This window comes from Pseudomonas saponiphila (assembly GCF_900105185.1).
Taxonomy (GTDB): Bacteria; Pseudomonadota; Gammaproteobacteria; order Pseudomonadales; family Pseudomonadaceae; genus Aquipseudomonas; species Aquipseudomonas saponiphila.
The window spans coordinates 60708-83250 of the sequence record NZ_FNTJ01000002.1 but is presented as its reverse complement, the minus strand read 5'-3'; the positions used below and the strand labels follow the sequence as shown (position 1 = coordinate 83250).

At 63.0% G+C, this 22543-nt stretch carries 20 protein-coding genes; 12 read left to right on the top strand and 8 right to left on the bottom strand.

Features of this window, described 5'->3' with window-relative positions:
* Positions 1 to 15: 15 nt before the first annotated feature.
* The 3 genes from BLV47_RS22250 to BLV47_RS22240 all read left to right on the top strand — a co-directional run bounded on the left by BLV47_RS22250 (position 16) and on the right by BLV47_RS22240 (position 3227).
* Positions 16 to 564, top strand: coding sequence for a cupin domain-containing protein (locus BLV47_RS22250; protein WP_015637462.1), 549 nt, complete (start codon positions 16 to 18; stop codon positions 562 to 564).
* Positions 565 to 745: 181 nt separating this feature from the next.
* Positions 746 to 1162 carry a c-type cytochrome gene (locus BLV47_RS22245; protein WP_011064205.1) on the top strand — a complete coding sequence of 139 codons (417 nt, stop codon included), beginning with the start codon at positions 746 to 748 and terminating at the stop codon, positions 1160 to 1162.
* Between the two features lie 136 nt (positions 1163 to 1298).
* Positions 1299 to 3227, top strand: coding sequence for an acetyl-CoA hydrolase/transferase C-terminal domain-containing protein (locus BLV47_RS22240; RefSeq protein WP_092317566.1), 1929 nt, complete (start codon positions 1299 to 1301; stop codon positions 3225 to 3227).
* 151 nt (positions 3228 to 3378) lie between these two features.
* Here the strand turns inward: BLV47_RS22240 and BLV47_RS22235 are convergent, their stop codons facing one another.
* Complete coding sequence (locus BLV47_RS22235) at positions 3379 to 3951, bottom strand: xanthine phosphoribosyltransferase (protein WP_016968070.1); 573 nt, start codon at positions 3949 to 3951, stop codon at positions 3379 to 3381.
* Positions 3952 to 4006: 55 nt separating this feature from the next.
* Positions 4007 to 6016 carry a DNA helicase Rep gene (gene rep, locus BLV47_RS22230; RefSeq protein WP_092317563.1) on the bottom strand — a complete coding sequence of 670 codons (2010 nt, stop codon included), beginning with the start codon at positions 6014 to 6016 and terminating at the stop codon, positions 4007 to 4009.
* Between the two features lie 267 nt (positions 6017 to 6283).
* Between rep and BLV47_RS22225 the strand changes: the two genes are divergently transcribed.
* Positions 6284 to 7957 (top strand): putative bifunctional diguanylate cyclase/phosphodiesterase, encoded by a 1674-nt coding sequence (locus BLV47_RS22225; RefSeq protein WP_092317560.1) that lies wholly within the window; start codon positions 6284 to 6286, stop codon positions 7955 to 7957.
* 40 nt (positions 7958 to 7997) lie between these two features.
* Here the strand turns inward: BLV47_RS22225 and BLV47_RS22220 are convergent, their stop codons facing one another.
* A complete protein-coding gene (locus tag BLV47_RS22220) occupies positions 7998 to 9398 on the bottom strand; it encodes a NorM family multidrug efflux MATE transporter (RefSeq protein ID WP_208605324.1) in 1401 nt (466 codons plus the stop codon).
* A gap of 159 nt (positions 9399 to 9557) precedes the next feature.
* On the opposite strand from BLV47_RS22220, the gene BLV47_RS22215 reads away from it, so the two are divergent.
* Together BLV47_RS22215 and BLV47_RS22210 are read left to right on the top strand one after the other, a co-directional pair.
* Positions 9558 to 10478, top strand: coding sequence for a LysR substrate-binding domain-containing protein (locus BLV47_RS22215; RefSeq protein ID WP_092317554.1), 921 nt, complete (start codon positions 9558 to 9560; stop codon positions 10476 to 10478).
* Between the two features lie 193 nt (positions 10479 to 10671).
* Positions 10672 to 12648: a methyl-accepting chemotaxis protein gene (locus BLV47_RS22210; RefSeq protein ID WP_092317551.1), complete on the top strand. Its 1977-nt coding sequence runs from the start codon at positions 10672 to 10674 to the stop codon at positions 12646 to 12648.
* Between the two features lie 15 nt (positions 12649 to 12663).
* Here the strand turns inward: BLV47_RS22210 and BLV47_RS22205 are convergent, their stop codons facing one another.
* Positions 12664 to 13590, bottom strand: coding sequence for an ABC transporter six-transmembrane domain-containing protein (locus tag BLV47_RS22205; protein WP_425272182.1), 927 nt, complete (start codon positions 13588 to 13590; stop codon positions 12664 to 12666).
* 113 nt (positions 13591 to 13703) lie between these two features.
* Here BLV47_RS22205 and BLV47_RS22200 point away from each other — a divergent pair, with 113 nt between their 5' ends.
* Both BLV47_RS22200 and BLV47_RS22195 read left to right on the top strand, forming a co-directional pair.
* Positions 13704 to 14282, top strand: coding sequence for a TetR/AcrR family transcriptional regulator (locus BLV47_RS22200; protein ID WP_092317545.1), 579 nt, complete (start codon positions 13704 to 13706; stop codon positions 14280 to 14282).
* 113 nt (positions 14283 to 14395) lie between these two features.
* Positions 14396 to 15610 (top strand): aldose 1-epimerase family protein, encoded by a 1215-nt coding sequence (locus tag BLV47_RS22195; RefSeq protein ID WP_092317542.1) that lies wholly within the window; start codon positions 14396 to 14398, stop codon positions 15608 to 15610.
* Positions 15611 to 15614: 4 nt separating this feature from the next.
* Here BLV47_RS22195 and BLV47_RS22190 read toward each other — a convergent pair whose 3' ends face one another.
* Positions 15615 to 17108, bottom strand: coding sequence for a YifB family Mg chelatase-like AAA ATPase (locus BLV47_RS22190; protein ID WP_092317539.1), 1494 nt, complete (start codon positions 17106 to 17108; stop codon positions 15615 to 15617).
* A 184-nt stretch (positions 17109 to 17292) separates the two neighbouring features.
* Entirely contained in the window at positions 17293 to 17553 is a 261-nt protein-coding gene (locus tag BLV47_RS22185) for an accessory factor UbiK family protein (protein ID WP_092317536.1), read from the bottom strand.
* Between the two features lie 416 nt (positions 17554 to 17969).
* Here BLV47_RS22185 and glnK point away from each other — a divergent pair, with 416 nt between their 5' ends.
* The 4 genes from glnK to sutA all read left to right on the top strand — a co-directional run bounded on the left by glnK (position 17970) and on the right by sutA (position 20739).
* Positions 17970 to 18308 (top strand): P-II family nitrogen regulator, encoded by a 339-nt coding sequence (glnK, locus tag BLV47_RS22180; protein WP_002555808.1) that lies wholly within the window; start codon positions 17970 to 17972, stop codon positions 18306 to 18308.
* Positions 18309 to 18341: 33 nt separating this feature from the next.
* Positions 18342 to 19679 (top strand): ammonium transporter, encoded by a 1338-nt coding sequence (locus tag BLV47_RS22175; RefSeq protein WP_047306599.1) that lies wholly within the window; start codon positions 18342 to 18344, stop codon positions 19677 to 19679.
* Between the two features lie 208 nt (positions 19680 to 19887).
* A complete protein-coding gene (locus tag BLV47_RS22170) occupies positions 19888 to 20313 on the top strand; it encodes a secondary thiamine-phosphate synthase enzyme YjbQ (RefSeq protein ID WP_092317533.1) in 426 nt (141 codons plus the stop codon).
* 102 nt (positions 20314 to 20415) lie between these two features.
* Positions 20416 to 20739, top strand: a complete 324-nt coding sequence (gene sutA, locus BLV47_RS22165; protein WP_016965454.1) for a transcriptional regulator SutA — start codon at positions 20416 to 20418, stop codon at positions 20737 to 20739.
* Positions 20740 to 20949: 210 nt separating this feature from the next.
* On the opposite strand, the gene BLV47_RS22160 is transcribed toward sutA, so the two are convergent.
* Both BLV47_RS22160 and xerC read right to left on the bottom strand, forming a co-directional pair.
* Positions 20950 to 21645, bottom strand: a complete 696-nt coding sequence (locus tag BLV47_RS22160; RefSeq protein WP_092317530.1) for an HAD family hydrolase — start codon at positions 21643 to 21645, stop codon at positions 20950 to 20952.
* Entirely contained in the window at positions 21645 to 22541 is an 897-nt protein-coding gene (gene xerC, locus BLV47_RS22155; protein ID WP_092317527.1) for a tyrosine recombinase XerC, read from the bottom strand. Before xerC ends, BLV47_RS22160 begins: the two co-directional genes overlap by 1 nt.
* Positions 22542 to 22543: the final 2 nt, after the last annotated feature.

The window sequence follows — 22543 nt, the reverse complement described above, 5'->3', positions numbered from 1 at the left end:
TAGGAGGCTGCCGCATTGGACGTCGGTGAACGACTGCAATCCATCCGTAAACTGAAAGGTCTTTCCCAGCGTGAGCTCGCCAAGCGTGCGGGCGTCACCAACAGCACCATTTCAATGATCGAAAAGAACAGCGTCAGTCCTTCGATCAGCTCGCTGCGAAAGGTGCTGGGTGGCATTCCCATGTCCATGGTCGAATTCTTTTCCGAGGAAATCCTCCAGGAAACGCCTTCTCAGATCGTCTACAAGGCTCATGAACTGATCGACATCTCCGATGGCGCGGTCACCATGAAGCTGGTGGGTCGGGCTCATCCGAGCCGCGCCATCGCCTTCCTCAATGAAATCTATCCGCCGGGTGCCGACACCGGCGAAGAGATGCTCACCCACGATGGCGAGGAAACCGGCATTCTTCTCGAAGGCCGCCTGGAGCTGGTGGTAGGGCTGGAAACTTTTGTCCTCGAAGCCGGTGACAGCTACTACTTTGAGAGTACGAAGCCACATCGTTTCCGTAATCCGTTCGATGTTCCGGCGCGACTAATCAGCGCAGCCACTCCGGCGAACTTCTAGCTCAAGGGGCGTCCTGCAAGGCTTGCCGTAAAGCCCCAGCGACATTTTGCCGCGAATAAGACCCCTTCGACTTTGGGGTTGTTTCAGTGTGGCGGGCTAACCGTTATACTTTCGCCCGCCTGCGAAACCGTGGCCGCAGGCGTGACTAGCCACCATTGAGGGTGTACGCGTGAACCTAATTATGAAAATGCTGGCCGCACCAGCAACCGTATTGGCCCTTTGGGCAGTCAGCGCTCAAGCTGCGACTAATGACGACATTGCCAAGCGTCTTGAGCCTGTCGGCCAGGTCTGCGTCCAGGGGCAGGAATGCAAGGGTATGGAAGTGGCCGCCTCTGCGGGCGGTGGTGGTGGCGCGAAGTCCCCGGATGACGTGATTGCCAAGCACTGCAACGCCTGCCACGGCACTGGCCTGTTGGGCGCACCGAAAATCGGTGACACCGCGGCCTGGAAAGAGCGCGCCGATCACCAGGGCGGCCTCGACGGCATCCTGGCCAAGGCCATCACCGGGATCAACGCCATGCCGCCTAAAGGCACCTGCGCCGATTGCTCCGATGACGAGCTCAAAGGTGCAATCCAGAAGATGTCCGGTCTGAAATAAGCCGCCATCTTCATCGAAAAAGCCGCTTACGAGCGGCTTTTTTGTGGGCGCAATTCGCTCGACGCACTGTTCAATGCAGCAAACTCCCGGCAAGCTCGGTCCAACCTCAACACATGGACAGTCCCTGGAGGGTCAGATGCTGCAATCCTGTTCTATCGAGCATGCGGTGGATGAAGTGCTTGCCCGTTTGCCGCCGCACATTCACCTGGGCATGCCCCTGGGGCTGGGCAAACCCAATCGCTTCGTCAACGCCCTGTACCGGCGCATTGCCCGGTTGCCGGAACGCCAACTGACGATCTACACCGCCCTGAGCCTGGGTCGGCCATCCCTGGGCGATGGTTTGCAGAAGCGCTTTCTCGAGCCTTTTGTCGATCGGGTGTTCGGCGACTACCCGGAACTGGACTTTCTCGCCGACCTGCGTCGCGCCAGCCTGCCGGCGAACGTTCGGGTCCAGCAGTTCTTCATGCAGCCCGGCAGCCTTTTGCACAGCGACCCGGCGCAGCAAGATTACGTCAGCAGCAACTACAGCCACGCCGCCCGCGACATCAATGCCGCCGGCCTGAACCTGGTGGCGCAACTGCTGGCCCGTGATCCGCAGCACCCCGAACGCTTGAGCCTGAGCTGCAACCCGGACATCACCCTCGACCTGCTGCCGATGATTGCCAAGCGCCGTGCGGCGGGGGAAACCATCCTGATCCTCGGCCAGGTCCACAGCGACCTGCCTTACATGCCGGGGGACTGCGAAATCGACGCCGCGGACCTCGACCTGCTGATCGACGAGGAGGAGCGCAGCACCCTGTTCTCCACGCCGAACATGCCGGTGAGCGTCCAGGATCACTGCATCGGCCTGCATGCCAGCACCCTGGTGCGCGACGGTGGCACCTTGCAGATCGGCATTGGCTCCATGGGTGACGCGCTGACCGCAGCCTTGCTGGCGCGGCAGGCCGACAACCAGGGGTATCGCGCCCTGCTGGCGGATCTGCAGGTGGATCATTGGCAGGCACTGATCGACCGCGAAGGCGGTGTCCAGCCCTTTGCCCAGGGGCTCTATGGTTGCAGTGAAATGTTCGTCAATGGCCTGCTGGCCCTGGCGGATGCCGGGATTGTGCGGCGCAAGGTCTACCCGACGCTGGAGCTGCAACGGCAAGCCAACGCCGGCACCCTGGACCTTGGGGCGCCTGGCGGGGTTTCGATCCACGGCGGATTCTTCCTCGGGCCGCGCAGTTTCTATCAGCGTCTGCGAGAGCTGCCCAAGCCCAAGCTGGCGGAGTTCAACATGACCGCCATCAGTTTCATCAACGAGCTGTATGGCGATGAAGAGCTCAAGCGCCTGCAACGCCGGGATGCGCGGTTCATCAACAGTGCCTTCACCATGACCCTGATGGGCGCCGCCGTGTCCGATCAGTTGCAGGGCGGGAAGGTGCTGAGCGGTGTCGGCGGGCAATACAACTTCGTTGCCCAGGGCCATGCCCTGGCGGATGCCCGTTCGGTGCTGATCCTGCGCAGCTGGCGCGAGTCGGGCGGGGAGGTAAGTTCCAACATCGTCTGGGAGTATGGGCACTGCACCATTCCCCGGCATCTGCGGGACATCGTGATCACCGAGTACGGCATCGCCGATCTGCGGGGCAAGACGGACGCGCAGGTGATTGAGGCGCTGCTCAATATCAGCGATTCACGCTTTCAGCCCGGGTTGCTGGAGCAGGCGCAGAAAGCCGGCAAGCTGCCGAAGGATTTTTGCCTGGATCCGCGTTTTACCGACAACAGCCCACAGCGTCTGCAGAGGATTCAGGCGCGTCACCACCAGCTGTTTCCGGAGTATCCGCTGGGCAGCGACTTCAGCGACGAGGAGCGTGATCTGTTGCGGGCGCTGAACTGGCTCAAGAGCAAGTTCAAGCTCAGCGAGATCCTCGAACTGGGCAAGGCGGCTCTCGATGCGCCGGAGCCTGAGGCATTTGCAGCGCATCTTGAACGCATGGAGCTGGAGCAGCCCGATGGACTGCGTGAGGAGCTGTATCAGCGGTTCCTGCTGGCAGGGCTGCAGGCCACGGCACCCACGTTGTCGTAGGAGCCGGCTTGCCGGCGAATGGGCCATCAAGTCTTGCATTGCTCTGAAGGGCGCCTTCGCTGGCAAGCCAGCTCCTACACAAGCCAGCTCCTACACAAGCCAGCTCCTACACAGGCCGGCTCCTGCACCAAGCCGGCTCCTGCGGGTGGGGTTATTCGATGAAGGTGACCACGCCGCCAGCCAGGGATTTGACCCGGGCCAGGGATTCCACGCGGTAGCCTTGGGCGTCCAGTTCGGCGCGGCCACCCTGGAAGGACTTCTCGATCACGATGCCCAGGCCGGCCACGGTGGCGCCGGCCTGCTTGATGATCGAGATCAGCGCCTGGGACGCCTTACCGTTGGCCAGGAAGTCGTCGATGATCAGCACGCGGTCGCTGCTGGTCAGGTGCCGCGGCGAGATGGCCACGGTGCTTTCCACCTGTTTGGTGAAGGAGTACACGGTGGCCGACAGCAGGTTCTCGGTCAGGGTCAGGGACTGGTGCTTGCGGGCGAAGATCACCGGTACGCCCAGATTGAGGCCGGTCATGATGGCCGGGGCAATCCCCGAGGCTTCGATGGTGACGATCTTGGTGATGCCCGAATCCTTGAACAGCGTGGCGAATTCGTCGCCGATCAGCTTCATCAACTGCGGATCGATCTGATGGTTCAGAAAGGCGTCGACTTTCAGTACTTGATCGGAAAGCACGATGCCTTCTTCGCGAATTTTCTTGTGCAGTGCTTCCACGGAGCTTCCTCAAATAGCGCCTGTTGCGCCAAAGGTCAGTTAAAAATAGTCGATTTTAGCGCTTTAACATCGCGCGTATATCCGCCAAAGCGCTATTGCCGCGAACGGCTTTGACTTCGGTCGGCGTGTCGTCGTTGCCTTCCCAGGCGAGATCGTCCGGGGGCAGTTCATCGAGGAAGCGGCTGGGCGCGCAGTCGATGATTTCACCGTACTGCTTGCGCTTGGCGGCAAAGGTGAAGGCCAGGGTCTGGCGCGCGCGGGTGATGCCCACGTAGGCCAGGCGCCGTTCTTCCTCGATGGTGTCGGCTTCGATGCTGGAGCGGTGGGGAAGGATTTCCTCTTCCATGCCCATGATGAACACGTAGGGAAATTCCAGGCCCTTGGAGGCATGCAAGGTCATCATCTGAACACCCTCGGCGCCTTCTTCCTCTTCCTGCTGGCGTTCCAGCATGTCCCGCAGGACCAGCTTGCCGATGGCGTCCTCGACGGTCATTTCGCCGTCTTCGTCTTTTTCCAGGGTGTTCTTCAAGGCCTCGATCAGGAACCAGACGTTGCCCATCCGGTAGTCCGCGGCCTTGTCGCTGGAGCTGTTGGTGCGCAGCCAGTTCTCGTAGTCGATGTCCATGACCATGCTGCGCAGGGCGGAGATCGGGTCTTCGCCGGCGCATTGTTCACGGACCCGGTCCATGAAGCGCTTGAAGCGCGCCAGGCGATCGGTGAAGCGGCTGTCCAGGTGTTCGCCCAGGCCGATCTCATCGGTGGCGGCATACATCGAGATCTTGCGCTCGGTGGCGTAGTTGCCGAGTTTTTCCAGGGTCGTGGAGCCGATTTCCCGGCGCGGCACGTTGATCACCCGCAGGAAGGCGTTGTCATCGTCCGGGTTCACGATCAGGCGGAAGTAGGCCATCAGGTCCTTGACTTCCTGGCGTCCGAAGAAGCTGTTGCCGCCGGACAGGCGATAGGGCACCTGATGGTGCTGCAGCTTGAGTTCGATCAGCTTGGCCTGGTAGTTGCCCCGGTAAAGAATGGCGAAATCGCTGTAGGGCCGGTCGGTGCGCAAGTGCAGGCTGAGGATCTCCATGGCCACTCGCTCGGCCTCGGCATCTTCGTTGCGGCAGCGGATCACGCGGATCTCGTCGCCGTGGCCCATTTCGCTCCACAGCTGCTTTTCGAACTCGTGGGGATTGTTCGAGATCAGCACGTTGGCGCAGCGCAGGATGCGGCTGGTGGAGCGGTAGTTCTGCTCCAGCATCACCACTTTCAGGGACGGGTAGTCCTCCTTGAGCAGCATCAGGTTTTCCGGCCGCGCGCCGCGCCAGGCGTAGATCGACTGGTCGTCGTCGCCCACCACGGTGAACTGGTTGCGCTTGCCGATGAGCATTTTCACCAGCAGGTACTGGCTGGCGTTGGTGTCCTGGTATTCGTCCACCAGCAGGTAGCGCACCTTGTTCTGCCATTTTTCCAGGATGTCGGCGTGTTCTTCGAACAGCTTCACCGGCAGCAGGATCAGGTCGTCGAAGTCCACCGCGTTGAACGCCTTGAGCGTGCGCTGGTAGTGGGTGTAGACGATGGCCGCGGTCTGTTCCTTGGGGTTGCGGGCATTTTCCAGGGCTTGGGCGGGCAGGATCAGGTCGTTCTTCCACGCGCCGATCATGTTCTTGATCTCGTCGACGCCGTCGTCCCCGGAATACTCCTTCTGCATGATGTCGGTCATCAGGGCCTTGACGTCGGTTTCGTCGAAGATCGAGAAGCCCGGTTTGTAGCCCAGCCGCGCATGCTCCTTGCGGATGATGTTCAGGCCCAGGTTGTGGAAGGTCGACACCGTCAGGCCGCGGCCTTCGCCGGCGCGCAGCAGGGTGCCGACCCGTTCCTTCATTTCTCGCGCGGCCTTGTTGGTAAAGGTCATGGCGACGATGTACTGGGCGCGGATACCGCAGTTCTGGATCAGGTGGGCAATCTTGCGGGTGATCACGCTGGTCTTGCCGGAGCCAGCACCGGCGAGCACCAAAAGAGGGCCGCCGACATAGTTCACGGCTTCTTGCTGCCGGGGATTGAGTCGGGACATGACAGTAAAAGGAGATCGGTTGCGAAAAGGGCGGGCATTTTAACAGGCTGGACGGATTCTGCTGCTGTCTCCGACTTGTGACGCATAACGCGATCTAAATTTGCCGGTTTTGATACTTTCCCTCAGGATGCTCGCTGAATATGCGCCTAATGTTCGAGTTAGAGCGGTACAAGAAATTGCGCATGATAATCAATATCATTTGTTATTGCTTATTTGCGCGCCATAATGCCCGCCGCCAACTTATTTTGCAGAGTCTAGGGAGCTAGCTTGTCTAAGCCTGTCGAACCCTTGCGTTTGCTGCTACTGGCCGAAGAGCCTGTGTGGACAGCGTTGTTGCGTGAGTGTGTCGCTCCGTTGGGAGACTCGGTGGTATTGATCAGTGCTCCCAACTGGGAGTCGGTCAGCCGTTTGTTTGAAGATGATCGCCATGCGGTCCTGTTGACCATTGCGCAACTGCAGCCCGGTCCCGGGCGTTGCAGCCTGCCGACCATCCTGTTGCTGGACCAGGAGCCCGAAGTGGCCCCGGTGGGCGTCAGCGACTGGTTGGTGGGTTCCTGCCTGAGCACCGATGCCTTGCGCCGTTGCCTGCGCCACGTGCGCGAACGCGGCGTGCTGGAAACGACCCTGCAGCGCCTGGCCGAGCAGGACCCCCTGACCGGCATCGCCAACCGCCAGGGTTTCCAGACCCTGCTGGCTGCGCGTCTGGCGGAAAACGACGGTCGCGGCCTGGCCCTGGGCCATCTGGACCTGGACAACTTTCGCCACGCCAACGACGCTCTCGGTCATCAGGCCGGCGACCGGCTGATCCTGCAGGTGGTTTCGCGGCTCAAGAGTCAGTTGGAGGCCGGTGATCAACTGGCCCGCCTGGGCAGCGACGAATTCGCCTTGCTCATCGACACCCGCCGTGCGCCCCAGCGTGCCGAGTGGATGGCCGAACGCATCACCGAAGCCATGGCCGAGCCTTACTGGGTCGACGGTGAAAGCCTGTTGATCGGCTGCAGCCTGGGAATCGCCCATGCCCGGGCCAATGCTGGCGCCGACCCGTTGATGTGGCATGCGCATATCGCCATGCAGCAGGCCAAGAGCACCCAGGGCTGCACCTTTCATATCTTCAACGAGCGGATCAACCGCAACGCCCGTAGCCTCGCCGACCTGGAAAGCGAACTGCGCCGGGCCTTGCGCCGTGACGAACTGGAGCTGCATTACCAGCCCCGGTTGAACCTGCACGATGGCAAGATCGTCGGCCTAGAAGCCCTGGTGCGCTGGCGCCACGGCGAGCGCGGCTTGCTGCCACCCAGCGAGTTCGTGCCCCTGGCCGAGCAGAGCGGGCTGATCGTGCCCCTGGGCTACTGGGTGATTTCCCGTGCCCTGCGGGACATGCAGGCCCTGCGCGAGCGCGGGCTGCCGCCGCTGCACATGGCGGTCAACCTGTCGTTCCGCCAGTTCCAGGACAGTCAGTTGCTCTCGACCCTGAGCCGGCTGATTACCGAGCGCGGCGTCGAGGCCCAGTGGCTGGAGTTCGAGCTGACGGAAACCGCCGTGATGCGCCGCAGTGACTTGGTGAAACAGACCATGGATGCCCTCGGGCGCCTGGGGGTGCGTTTTTCCCTGGACGACTTCGGCACCGGGTTCTCCTCTTTCGTTCACCTCAACAGCCTGCCGATCACCCTGCTCAAGGTCGACCGGAGCTTTGTCGGCGGCATGGAGCAGCGGGAGGAGAACCGCAAGCTGGTGCACGCCATGATCAACCTGGCCCACAACCTCAACCTGGATGTGGTGGCCGAAGGCGTGGAAACCGCAGAGCAACTGGCGTTGCTGCGGGGCTTTGGCTGCGATCAGGTCCAGGGCTACCTGATCAGCAAGCCGTTGCCCCTGGCGCAACTGATGGACTACCTGACCTTTGGCAGCAGCCTGCAGTCGTTGCAGGACGGCAGCGCCTGAGACGCCGCTCACCGCCGTGGCCGACGGTGAGCGGCGCCTGTCACTCCGTCGCGCCGGCCGACAGGCTCACGGTCGCGACTCGGGGCTCGCGCTTGATCATGCGGTGCATCCGCCATTCGAACGCCAGGGTCAGGCTAATGGCCGCACAGGCCAGGCCCAGAGCCAGTCCCCACCAGACACCGGTCGGTCCCCAGGCCAGGGTAAAGGCCATCAGCCAGGCCGCAGGCGCGCCGATCAGCCAGTAGCAGCCCAACCCCACCAGGAAGGTGGTCTTGGCGTCCTTGAGGCCGCGAATCGCGCCCATGGCGATGGTCTGGGTGCCATCGAACAGCTCGAACCAGGCCGCCACCGCCAGCAAATTCACCGCCAGCCGGATCACCTCGGCGAATGCCGGGTCGTTGTGGTCGAGGAACAGTCCGATCAACTGGTTTGGCAGCAGCCAGAAGACCATGGCGAACCCGAGCATCGCCACCGCGCCGAAGGCGATGCCCACCCGCCCGGCCAGCCGCGCATCGGGCAGTTGCCCGGCACCGTAATGCTGGCCGATGCGCATGGTGATGGCGTAGGAGATGCCCGCTGGAACCATGAACGCCATCGACACGATCTGTAGGGCGATCTGGTGCGCCGCCAACTGGGTGCTGCCCATGGTGCCCATGCACAGCGCGGCAAAGGCGAATAACCCGGATTCCACGGCATAGGTGCCGCCAATGGGCAGGCCCAGGCGCCACAGCTCCCTCAGGTACTGGGTATTCAAGCGGGCCAGGCCCCGGCGCAGCGGGTAAGCGGCATAGGCCGGATGGCGCTTGATGTGCCAGGCCAGGGCCAGGGCCATGCAGTTGGCGACGATGGCGGTCACCAGGCCGATCCCCACCAATCCCAGTTTTGGCAGGCCGAACATGCCGGTGATCAGCGCGTAGTTGAGCAGGAAGTTGGCCACGGTCCCCGCCAGGCTGATGACCATCACCGGAGTTGCCCGGCCGATGGCGCTGGTAAAACCGCGCAGGGCCATGAAACTCAGGTAGCCGGGCAGGGCGAATGGCAGGATCAGCAGGAACTGGCTGGCAGCCTGGACGTTGCTCGGGGTCTGACCGAACAGCAACAGCAGCGGTTTGAGGTTCCACAGCAGCAGTCCCGCCACCAGGGCCATCAGCCAGGCCAGCCACAGGCCGGCCTGGGTCAGACGTGCGACACCTTGGATGTCGCCGGCGCCCTGGCGAATCGCTACCAGCGTGCCCACGGCGGCAATCACGCCGATGCAGAAGATCGAGATAAAGGAATAGCTGGCTGCCCCCAGGCTGCCGCCGGCCAGGGCCTCGGGGCTGATGCGGGCCATCATCAGGGTGTCGGTGAGGACCATCAGCATGTGCGCCAGTTGCGAGGCGATCAACGGCCCTGCCAACCGCAGGATGGCCCAGAGTTCGGTGCGTGCTGGATGCTGCATGGTCATCAGGCTCGATTCTCGAAAATTCGGGGAGAGCGCTGATTCTCGGCGCTTACAGCGCATAGCACAAAAGGATAAAAATACTTGCTGGCATGATAAAAACTCATGCGAAGCCATTTTCTGCCAGCCTGGCGCGCTGGTGTTTTCCGGAGCACATCCATGTCTCGTCGTTTGCCTCCTCTGTATGCCTTGCGTGCCTTTGAAGCGGCGGCACGCCACAGCTCGTTCACCCGTGCCGCCGAAGAACTGTCGATTACCCAAAGCGCGGTCAGCCGGCATATCCGTACCCTGGAGGATCACTTCGCCTGTCGGCTGTTCCAGCGCAGCGGGCGCAACCTGCAACTGACCGAGGCGGCGCGCCTGTTGTTGCCGGGGATCCGCGAAGGCTTCGGCGCCCTGGAGCGGGCCTGCAATACCTTGCGGGCCGAAGACGACATCCTGCGCATGAAGGCGCCCTCGACCCTGACCATGCGCTGGCTGCTGGCACGGCTCAGCCGCTTCCGCCACCTGCAGCCGGGCAACGAGGTACAGCTCACCAGTGCCTGGATGGACGTGGACTCGGTGGATTTCAATCAGGAACCCTTCGACTGCGCGGTGTTGCTGAGCAATGGCCACTTTCCTCCGGACTGGGAAGCCAGCTACCTGTTCCCCGAGCTGTTGATCCCGGTGGGGGCGCCGAACCTGCTTAACGACCAGCCCTGGGATGTGGCGCGGCTGGCCGCCACCGAGCTCTTGCACCCCACGCCGGACCGCCGTGACTGGCGCAGCTGGCTGGAGCACATGGGGCTTACCGATCAGGTGTCGCTCAAGGGCGGGCAGGTGTTCGACACCCTGGAGCTGGGGATGATCGCGGCGGCGCGGGGCTATGGCGTGTCCATGGGCGATTTGCTGATGGTGGCCGAGGATGTGGCCCAGGGCCGCCTGAGCCTGCCCTGGCCGACAGCGGTGGCCAGTGGCCTGAATTACTATCTGGTGTGGCCCAAGACCCGGCCCGGGGGTGAACGTTTGCGGCGTCTCAGCGATTTTCTCCAGGGCGAGGTCCAGGCCATGCAATTGCCCGAGGTAGAGCGCCTCGGCTGAAACGATGCAGTGCCTGGCCGGCGGGCACGGGCAGATATCCTTGCAATCCGCTCAAGTATCGACGAGCTCCGCCGAAGCCTTGGGTTATGGAACCAGCGTTCAGGAAGGTCCTAAATTACTAAAAATCCTAGAATTATTACCGCCGAGCGTGCTGACCGATCAGGATGATCCGCCTTCTCGGCAAGGAGCCATCATGTCCCAACCCCGTGCCCGGATAGCCTCTCAGCTAGGGCTTGCCCTTGCCCTGATACTTGCCCTGGTGATCAGCGGCAGCACTCTGTTTGCCCTGCGCTCGCTGGATTCGGCGAACCTCGATACGCGGGAGGAGCATCTGGCCAGTGAAGCGCGTCTGCTGGCCGACCAGCTCAACACCTTCCACGGCAGCCTGCGCGAGAGCACCCAACGCCTCAGCGGCCTGTTCGAAAACCGCTTCAGCAGCGGCCTGAGCCTGCATCCCGAGCAACCGGTGAGCGTGGCCGGGGTCCAGACCCCGGGCCTGCAGTTGGGGGACGTGGTGCTGAACAACAACTTCGAGGAAGTGGACGAGTTCAAGCAGATGACCGCCGGGGTGGCGACCCTGTTCGTGCGCAGCGGCGATGACTTCATCCGGGTCAGCACCTCCTTGAGCAAGCAGGACGGCAGTCGGGCCATCGGCACCCTGCTCGATCATGCCCACCCGGCCTATCAGAAACTCATGGCGGGCCAGGGCTATGTCGGTCGCGCCTTGCTCTTCGAACGCTTCTACATGACCCAGTACACCCCGGTCATGGATCATGCCGGCAAGGTCATCGCGGTACTGTTCGTCGGTTTCGACTACACCGATGCGCAGAATGCCCAGTTCGCCAATCTCAAGCGTTTTCGCATCGGCCAGAGCGGTTCCCTGGCCCTGCTGGACGAGCAGAACAAATGGCTGGTGCCGCCAGCCGGTGTGCAGGATCTGGATCAGGCCGCGCAGGTCATGGCCACAGCAGCGAAAGAGCCGGGCAAGGGCCGCTTCTGGAGCGATCAGGGCGAGGATTTCTACAGCCTGGCGGTACCCTTTGCCGGTGGCCCCTGGTCGGTGGTGGCCAGCATGCCCAAGGCCGAGATCCGCGCGGTGACCTGGAGCGTGGGGCTTCGCCTGGTGATCGGCAGCCTGCTGGCGATGCTGCTGGCGGTGGGGGCCACGGTCTGGCTGCTGCGCAGCAAGCTGGCGCCCTTGAGCGATCTGGTGCGCCAGGCCCAGGCTCTGGGCGGCGGCGACCTGAGCGCGCGGCTGAATGTCTCCAGCCACGACGAAATCGGCCAGCTGGCCCGCAGCTTCAACCAGATGGGCGAAGCCCTGTCGACCATGGTCGAGCACATTCGCCGTTCCGCCGCCGAGGTCAATGGCCGGGCCCAGGCTTTGTCCGGTCTGTCCAGCGGCGCCTATGAAGGCATGGAGCAACAGTCCGGCGAGATCACCAGCATGGCCGGGGCGGTGGAGGAGTTCAGCGCCACTTCACTGAACATTGCCGACAACATGGGCAGCACCCAGCGTCTGGCTCAGGACAACGCCGAGCAGACCCATATCGGCCTCGAATCCATGCAGCAGGCTTCGGCGTCCCTGGAGCAGATTGCTGGGGCCCTCAACAGCACGGCCACGGTGATCAATACCCTGGGCCAGCGCTCCCAGGAGATTGGCGGGATTGTCGGGGTGATCACCGCCATTGCCGATCAGACCAACCTGCTGGCCCTCAACGCTGCCATCGAGGCCGCGCGTGCCGGCGAGCAGGGGCGCGGCTTTGCCGTGGTCGCCGATGAGGTGCGCAACCTGGCGTCGCGCACCCGCGAGGCTACTGATGAAATTTCGCAGATGATCAACAGCATCCAGCAGGAAACCGGCAACGCCATCGAAACCATGGAACAGGGCAACCGCTTGATGCAGGAGGGCTTGTCGCGCAACGCCAATGTCGCCTCGGCCCTGGCCCTGATCGACGAGCAAAGCCGCAGCGCCGGCGAGCAGTTCGCTGCCATCACCACCGCGACTCAGGAACAGAGCAGCACTGCCACGGTGCTCAGCAGCAACCTGCAGAGCATTGCCCAGGCCAACAGCGAGCAGCGTGAAGTGGTGTCCAACCTGGCGCTCACCGCCCGTGAGCTGGAAACCCTGGCCGCTGACCTGCGCCAGGAGGTCGACCGCTTCCGCTGAGTCGGGCGTCGAGTCTTACCGAGGCTCGGCGGACTCGGCGAGCCCCGGATCCACGCGCTTGCCGATATCCCGCAGGCGCGCCAGCTGGTCGACCATAGTGGGTGCCTCATCGACGCTGCTGACGAAGGTCCACAGGTAGGTCATCACCGCATACACGTGGCCGGCCTTGACCTCGGGCGCCAGCGCCAGCTGGCTGATGGCGATGACGAACAACAGCGCCGCGACCGCGCCAAGCAAGAGATAGGCTGTCGCTTCCCGGTCCGAGAGGCCGATGCGCAGCCGCGACAGCAGGCGATAGTGGCGCTGTAGCGAGACGGCACCGACCTTGGCCACCAGGCCGACTTCCTTTTCCAGCCGGTTGTTCAGGCGTTCGTGCAGTTGCTGGTTGCGTCGGGCAAAGCGCGGCAGCAGGGTCACGCACAACAACAGCGCCGCGAGGCAGGCGAGGCCGATCCAGGGTTCGATCACCAGCAGCATCACCGCGGCGCCGACGATCGACACCAGAGCCGTGGCGATGGTCGGCACGTGCTTTTCGAAGAAGTCGACGAACTCCCGGGCCAGCACCACCCGCGCCGCAGCGGTTGATGTGTCCTGCTGTTGCAGGCGCTGATTGAGGATCACCGGTACCGCCAGATCCGCGTAGATGCGGGTGAAGGTACGGGTGTCCACTGCCCGCCGCGCCGCGCCCACTACCCAGAAGCCCAGCACCACCAGGGCGTAGACCAGCGCATGGGCGTTGTCGCCGCGCAGGATCGAGTCCACCGCGAAGCCGGCGAACAGCGGATAGGCCAGCAACAGGGCGTTCTCCAGGGCCACCAGGGACAAGGTGCCGAACAGCTTGCCCGGGTAGGCCCTGGCGATGGCTTTGAGGGTCTGGCCAGCGGACTGTTGGCCGATTTTCTGCCTGGGATCCACGGCAATGAGTGGGGTGACGGCGGGCATGAGTGCACCACAAGAATGATTGGAGTTAATATTGAGCGACTGCTCAATTATCTTTGAGCGATCGCTCAAAATGCAAGCGCCGTCCATCTCGGCGCCAAGAGGCCCGATTGCCCATGTCGCGTAACGACCGTAAAGACCAGATCATCCAGGCCGCCCTGGAATTATTCCGCAGCAAGGGTTTCGCCGAGGTTTCCACCCGGGACCTGGCCGAGCATGCCGGCCTGTCCCGCAGCCACGTCTATCACTACTTCAGTGACTGGAAGGAGTTGCGCCGCGAGGCTTTCGTCCATTTCGCCAATGAACAACTGGAGGCGGTGGGCGGGCCCCTGCGCGGTGCGGCGCCGATGGACGCTTTGCAAGGATTCATCCGTGACTGCCTGCCCGATTGTGCCGAAGACGGCTGGGCCTTGTGGCTCGATGCCTGGGATGAAGCCATGCACGACGCCGAGCTGGCCGAGACTTACCTGAAGATCAATGGGCAGTGGCAGGCAATGCTGGCAGGCATCATTGCCGATGGAGTCGAGACTGGGGTGTTTCACTGCGCCAGCCCCCAGCGCGCGGCCCGGCAGCTGTTTGCCCAGACCATGGGTTACGCCGATGACCTGCTGCTGCGAGCTTCCCCCGAAGCTGCTCGGGCAGCGTTGCAGGAGGTCATGGAAGTGGCAGGCCTGCTGCTGGGGTTCGAAGGCTGAAAGGGATGGCCGGGCGCTGACGGAGTTGTGCGGTCAATCGCGGATTTGTAGCTTGCTGAAACGATTCTTCAGCGCTATAAAAACCGCACAACTCCAATAAAGGCATCCTTTCCATGACATCCCTCAAACTGCTGGTCACCCTCGGCGCGCTGACCGCCGCCTCCCACGCCATGGCCTGGGACTATGTGCTGCTCGACACCGACAAGGCCGCTGAAAACCTGCATATCACCAGTGAGCAGTTGGGGTTGAAGACTGCGCAACCCTTCTCCGTGACCTTGCGCACCTTGCATGGCGGCCGCCAGGAAGGGGTGAGCATCATCGACATCGACAACGGTGTGATGAAGCTTTCGGTGGTGCCGACCCGGGGCATGAACGTGTTGCAGGCGTCGGTGGGCGATGTGCGCCTGGGCTGGGACTCACCCGTCAAGGAGGTGGTCAACCCGGCGTTCATCGAGCTCAATGGCCGGGGCGGCCTGGGCTGGCTGGAGGGGTTCAACGAGCTGGTGACCCGCTGCGGTTACGAGTGGGTCGGGCACCCGGGCATGGACAATGGCGAGTTGCTGACCCTGCATGGCCGCGCCGCGAATATTCCCGCCAGCAAGGTCACCCTGCACATCGATGAGCAGCCGCCCTATGCGATTCATCTGCGAGGCGAGCTCAAGGAGCAGGCGTTCAAGAAGGTCGACTTCAGCGTGGCCACCGAGCTGGTCACCGAGCCCGGCAGCACCCGCTTCACCCTCAATGATCGCCTGACCAACAACGGCGACTATGCGAAGGAATATCAGGCGCTGTACCACAGCAACTTCAGCACCCCGTTTCTTGAACAGGGGGCGAAATTCGCCGCGCCGGTGAAGCAGGTGTCGCCGTTCAACGACAAGGCCAAGGCCGACCTGGGGGATTGGCAGACCTACCGCGGCCCGACCCGCGACTATGACGAAACCGTGTACAACGTGGTGCCTTATGCCGATGCCCAGGGCGAGACCCTGGCGGTGCTGCACAACAAGGCGGGCAGCCTCGGCGTATCGCTGGGCTTCAACACCCGGCAGTTGCCGGTGTTTTCGCTGTGGAAAAACACCGACACCCAGGGCCAGGGCTATGTGACCGGGTTGGAGCCGGGTACCAGTTTTTCCTACAACCGTCGTTATCAGCGTCCATTGAACCTGGTGCCGACTATTGGTCCCAAGGAGCAGCGGGAGTTTCAGATTCGCTACAGCCTGTTGGCGGACAAGGTCGCGGTGGACGACGCCTTGAATCGTGTCAGTCAGATCCAGCAGGGGCGTCAGACCGAAGTGCGGCCAACGCCGCTGGTGGATCTGTCCAAGGAGTGAGCCTTCAATCGGCGCCGGGACGATACTGCAGCGCCTCGGCCAGATGGTTGCGACTGATGCTTGCCACCTGCTCCAGATCGGCCAGGGTCCTGGCCACCTTGAGCAGGCGGTGAGCGGCGCGCAACGACAGGTTCAAGCGTTCGCAGGCCGCTTCCAGCCAGTGCTCGTCGGCTGTGGATAACTGGCAATGGCGCCGCAGGCCGGGCAGGTCGAGAAAGGCATTGGCACAGCCCTGGCGCTGGCCTTGCAGCTGGCGTGCCCGGGCGACTTTAGCGGCAGCCCCGGCGCTGTCGTTGCCCGGTTGTGGCGTGGGGTTGAGGGCGGTGGCTTCGCGGGCCACGGTCAGGTGCAGGTCGATGCGATCGAGCAGCGGGCCGGACAACTTGTTGCGATAGCGCTGGATCTGTTCCGGCGTGCAGCGGCAGCGTCCGCTGGGTTCGCCAAGATATCCACAGGGGCAGGGGTTCATCGCCGCGACCAGTTGGAAGCGTGCGGGGAACTGCACCCGGTCGCGGGCCCGGGAGATGATGATCTGTCCGGACTCCATGGGCTCGCGCAGGACCTCCAGCACCTTGCGATCGAACTCCGGTAGCTCATCGAGAAACAGCACGCCGTGATGGGCCAGGGTGATTTCTCCGGGTTGAGGTTTGGAGCCGCCCCCGACCAGCGCCGCCCCCGAAGCCGAATGGTGAGGCTGACGAAACGGCCGTTGGGGCCAGTGGCGCAGGGGCGTGTGGCTGGTCACCGATTGAATCGCCGCCACTTCCAGGGCCTCGTCCTCCTGCAACGGTGGCAGCAGGCCCGGCAGACGGCTGGCCAGCAGGGTCTTGCCGGTACCTGGCGGGCCGCTGAACAGCAGGTTGTGGGCACCGGCCGCGGCGATCAGCAAGGCGCGCTTGGCGGCGAGCTGGCCCTGCACTTCGCGAAGATCGGGGTAGGGGGAGTGGCTCTGTGTCAGGCCGTCGCTGATGTAAGGCGCTATCGGTGCGTGGCCATTGAAATGAGCCACGGCTTCCAGCAGATGCTCGACCGCGATCACCTCCAGGCCACTGGCCAGGCAGGCTTCTTCGGCATTGGCGCGGGGCACCAGCAGGGTGCGCCCGGCGTCGCGTGCCGCCAGCGCGGCGGGGAGCACGCCGCGCACCGCCCTTACCGCCCCGGACAGCGCCAGTTCTCCCAGGCATTCGATGTTGTCCAGGGCCAGGGCCGGCACCTGCACGCTGGCGGCGAGAATGCCCAGGGCGATGGCCAGGTCGAAGCGCCCGCCATCCTTGGGCAGGTCCGCCGGTGCCAGGTTGAGGGTGATGCGGCGCGCGGGGAAATTGAACCCGGCATTGAGAATGGCGCTGCGCACCCGGTCCTTGCTTTCCTTGACTGCGGTTTCCGGCAGGCCCACCAGGGTCAGGCTTGGCAGGCCATTGGCCAGGTGCACTTCAACGCTGACGGCGGGTGCCTGCACGCCGACTTGGGCGCGGCTGTGGATGATCGCCAGGGACATGGGGAGTTCTTCCTTGAAACAGCGGAACCGCTACCTGCGGTGCTGCTGCAAGGATAGATGAGGGGATTGGCGGGAGAGGCGCCTGAATGGGCACAGGATATGTCGCCGGTGCTGCGGCCTTGGCTGGTCAGTCGGCTCCTGCGGTACGGGGCTGCAGGAGCCGGCTTGCCGGCGAACCAGCGGTTCAGTCTTGTGCCGGATTCAGCCGGGCTTCCAGCTCCGCCACTTTGGCTTCGAGGCTTTCCAGGCGTGCGCGGGTGCGGGCCAGGACCACCATCTGGCTGTCGAATTCTTCCCGGCTGACCAGGTCGAGCTTGCTGAAGCCGCTTTGCAGCAGGGCCTTGAATTGGCTTTCGATTTCATTGCGGGGCAGGGGCGTTTCACCGCTGAGCAAACGCGAGGCGTGGCCGCTCAGGGCGTCGAGAAGGTCTTTGGGCGCGAGCATGGGAGAGTCCTGAATTGCAGTCGGCCCGCAGTGTATCACGCAGTCGCGACGCTCCAGGCGAGCCTGGGTTGCACGTTTTTCGCGCATCCGGCCGGGCGCTGACGCACTGTTTTTGTGCGTATCCCGGGCCTGGTTTTCCGGCATTCGCCGTCAGTGCCGGGCAAAGGACTGAAATCACTGATTTTTCCCGAGCTGGCAAGCTTTCTGCTTAGACCCTGGTGACCCATGCACTGATGCAGTCGCCGTGACGAATGCAGTGCGGCAGCCTGCGCGGGGGGATGTTTCGTCAGGAGCGGTTAGCTGGCGTCGGTCTGGCTGAGTAAGGCCGACGATGCGTTACAAAGCCAGGCACTGCGCTTAGACTTGAGTCGGGTTTGTTTTCCTGGGGCAAGTCCACCAATTCGGGAGAGAGTTTCATGAAGCTAGTCACTGCCATCATCAAGCCGTTCAAGTTGGACGACGTGCGCGAGTCGCTGTCCGAAATCGGCGTGCAGGGCATTACCGTTACTGAGGTCAAAGGCTTCGGCCGGCAGAAAGGTCACACCGAGCTGTATCGCGGTGCGGAGTACGTGGTGGATTTCCTGCCCAAGGTGAAGATCGATGTCGCCATTGACGACAAGGATCTTGACCGGGTTATCGAGGCGATAACCAAGGCCGCCAACACCGGCAAGATCGGTGACGGCAAGATCTTCGTGGTCAATCTGGAACAGGCTATTCGCATCCGTACCGGCGAAACCGATACCGACGCCATCTAAGCCGCCAAACCCAACGCCCCAGGAGAAAACAATATGACTCTGCGTAAATTCGCGGGGCTAGGAGCCCTGTTGTCCCTCGTAATGCCTGGCCTGGCCTTGGCGGCAGATCCAGTGCCCCCTCCAGTGCTCAACTCCGGCGACACCGCGTGGATGCTGACCTCCACGGCCCTGGTGCTGTTCATGACCATTCCCGGGCTGGCGCTGTTCTATGGCGGCATGGTGCGTTCGAAAAACATTCTTTCCGTGATGATGCAGTGCTTCGCCATCACCGGTCTGGTTACTGTCCTGTGGTTCATCTATGGCTACAGCATGGCGTTCGATACCACCGGGATGGAAGCCGGCGTCGTCAATCTCAACTCCTTCGTGGGCGGCTTGTCCAAGGCCTTCCTGGCGGGTATCACCCCGGCCAGCCTGACCGGCCCGACGGCGTTGTTCCCGGAGGCGGTGTTCGTCACCTTCCAGATGACCTTCGCCATCATCACTCCGGCGCTGATCGTCGGTGCCTTCGCCGAGCGGATGAAGTTCTCCGCGATGCTGATCTTCATGGGCGTCTGGTTCACCCTGGTGTACGCGCCGATTGCCCACATGGTCTGGAGCGGCCCGGGTTCTCTGCTGGGCGACTGGGGCGTGCTGGACTTCGCCGGCGGCACCGTGGTCCACATCAACGCCGGTATCGCCGGGCTGGTGGCCTGCCTGGTGCTGGGCAAGCGCAAAGGCTTCCCGACCACCCCCATGGCGCCGCATAACCTGGGCTACACCCTGATGGGCGCGGCCATGCTGTGGGTCGGCTGGTTCGGTTTCAACGCCGGTTCCGCGGCGGCCGCCAACGGCACCGCCGGCATGGCCATGTTGGTCACGCAGATCGCAACGGCCGCCGCCGCCCTGGGCTGGATGTTTGCCGAGTGGATGACCCACGGCAAGCCAAGCGCGCTGGGCATCGCTTCGGGCGTGGTGGCCGGCCTAGTCGCCATCACCCCGGCCGCCGGCACCGTGGGCCCGATGGGTGCCCTGATCATTGGCCTGGCGGCGGGTGTGGTGTGCTTCTTCTGCGCCACCAGCCTTAAGCGCAAGCTGGGTTATGACGACTCCCTGGATGCCTTCGGTGTTCACGGCATCGGCGGTATTCTCGGGGCGATCCTCACGGGCGTGTTCGCTGCACCGTCCCTGGGCGGCTTCGGCACCGTCACCGATATCGCGGCACAGGTCTGGATCCAGGCCAAGGGCGTCGGCTTCACGGTGATCTACACCGCAATCGTCACCTTCATCATCCTCAAGGTCCTGGATGCGGTCATGGGACTGCGTGTCACCGAGGAAGAAGAAGCAGTCGGCCTCGACCTGGCGCAACACAACGAGCGTGGTTACAACCTGTAATCGCGTAGGAAAAAAGCCCGGCTCCGGCCGGGCATTTTTTTGCCTGGCATTTGTCGTCGAGAACGGCTGAAAGGATTTTCCGACAAGCATTGGCGTGTTTGTCGTGGCAATTTCCGGCAGGACAAATGCTTACACCAAAGCAGGATTATTCGGCGCTTTGTTTTTTCACTGAGCGCGCTAGAATGCGCGCCGAAGCGTGGAGATCGGTATGTGGCAGCAGACCCTGATTACCCTGCGGGCCAGGCCCCGGGGCTTTCACCTGGTGACGGACGAGTTGCTCGCCGGCCTGCCCGAGTTGAGGGCGTGTCGGGTTGGTCTGCTGCATTTATGGCTGCAACATACCTCGGCCTCGTTGACCATCAACGAGAACGCCGATCCGGCGGTCCGGCGTGACTTCGAGCGTTTCTTCAACACCCTGGTGCCTCAAGGCATGGCCGGGTACGAACATGACGACGAAGGCGAAGACGACCTTCCGGCGCACTTCAAGGCCAGTTTGCTAGGCTGTCAGCTGACTTTGCCGGTAGCGGCGGGACGCTTGGCGCTAGGCACCTGGCAAGGTGTTTATCTGGGCGAGCATCGCGATCATGGCGGTGCTCGCAAAGTCCTTGCCACCCTGCAGGGTGATAGGGCATAAGCCGCTGAGTATCAGTGGACGTTGATTTTTTTCCGGCGGCCTTCGACAGTCGGCGCAGCTGGGCTATAACTAATCTGCTTTTCGCAAGTCATGAGGTAGAACATGAGCGACGATGATCTGGAAAACGACGACCTCGAAGTAGGTGACGAAGACGATACCGAAGAAGGTCTTGAAGCGGCCGCCGACGATGTGGTGGAAGACGATGGCAGTGATGTTCCTGCTCCGACCGCCAAAGGCAAGGCCAAGGCTGCTGTCTCGGTAGACGAGCTGCCAAGTGTCGAAGCCAAGAACAAGGAGCGTGATGCACTGGCGCGTGCCATGGAAGAGTTCCTGGCCCGTGGCGGTAAAGTGCAGGAAGTCGAGGCCAATGTGGTCGCCGATCCGCCCAAGAAGCCTGATAACAAGTACGGCAGCCGGCCTATCTGAGCCTTGCTACTTGCTTGCTGAAAAAGCCCGCCGTCGCTGCGGGCTTTTTCATGGGCGGAAGAAAAGCAGCTTCAAGCGGCAAGCTACAAGCTTCAGGTTTGAAAGCCGGGTCCCGAAACTGGCAGCTTGAGGCTTGAGGCTTGAGGCTTGAGGCTTGAGGCTTGAGGCTTGAGGCTTGAGGCTTGAGGCTTGAGGCTGCAAGCCGCTGCCTTATTTCCAGCTGGCCAGCAGTCGTGGCAGTTCAATCAGGCTGCGGATCTCGGCGTCTGGCGCGCGCTCGGCTTCCCAGGTCTTGCCGTTGGGGTTGAACCAGATCGCACGCAGGCCCGCCTGCTGGGCGCCGGCAATGTCGTCGCCCGGGTGATCGCCGATATGCACGGCGGTATCGGCCGTTGCGCCACCGCGCTGCAGGGCTTCATGGAACAGCCGGGCATCCGGCTTGGCGACCCCGATGTCTTCGGCGCACAGGGCGAACTTGAAGTAGTCCGCCAGGCCCAGGCGGCGCACGTCGGCATTGCCGTTGGTGACCACCCCCAGGGCGAAGTGATTGGCCAGGGCTTCCAGGGTCGGCAGCACCTCGGGAAAGATCTCCAACTGATGCCGCGCGTGCAGGAATACTTCGAAGCTCTGATCGGCCAGCTGGCTGGCTTGGCTGTGCTCGTACCCGGCCTCTTCCAGGGCATGGAACAGCACCTGGCGGCGCAGGGCGCTGATCCGGTACTTGAGGTGCGGTTGTTCGAGCAGCACGCGTTCGCGAATGGCCCACAGATGCTCCACCGGCACGCCGCCGAGATTCGGTGCATGCTCGGTCAGCCACTGACGCAGGGTGGCTTCGGCGCTGACGATCACCGGAGCGGTGTCCCAGAGGGTGTCATCAAGGTCGAAGGTGATCAGTTTGATGGTCATTACTCACCGCCTTTGTTGCGTTTGGCCCGAGGGTGGGCGCTGTCGTAGACCGCTGCCAGGTGCTGGAAGTCCAGGTGGGTGTAGATCTGTGTGGTCTTGATGTCCGAATGCCCCAGCAACTCCTGCACGGCGCGCAGGTCCTGGGACGATTCCAGCAGGTGGCTGGCAAAGGAATGACGCAGCATGTGCGGATGCAGGTTCTGCCCCAGCTCGCGCTCACCGGCGGCCTTGACCCGCAGTTGGATGGCGCGCGGCCCCAGGCGCCGGCCCTTTTGACTGACGAACAGGGCTCCGTCCGGCGGGTTGCTCAGGGCACGCAGTGGCAGCCACAGGGCCAGGGCCTCCCGGGCCTTTTTGCCCACGGGCAGCACGCGGGTCTTGCTGCCCTTGCCCAGCACCTGCACCAGCCCGTCCGCCAGATCCAGTTGCTCAAGGTTAAGGCTGGTCAGTTCGGAAAGACGCAGCCCACAGGAGTAGAACAGCTCCAGGATCGCCTGGTCGCGATGGGCCAGGAAGTCATCTTCCACTGCGCCATCGAGCAGTTGCAGGGCGCGATCGGTGTCCAGGGTCTTGGGCAGGCGACGCTCGCCCTTGGGCGGCGCCAGGCCGTTGGCCGGGTCGTGATCGCACAGCCCTTCGCGGTTCAGATAGTGATAGAGCCCGCGCACTGCGGACAGCAGGCGTGCCAGGCTGCGGGACGACTGACCCTGCTGGTGCAGGCGGGCGATCATGCTGCGCAGGCCCTGGACATCCAGGTCGGTCCAGCTGCGGACCTGCTGTTTCTCGCAAAACCCCAGTACCTTGTCGAGGTCGCGTCGATAGGCCAGCAGGGTATGGGGCGACACCTGGCGCTCACTGCGCAGGTGCGCGCAGTAGGCATCCAGCTGCTGCTGCATGG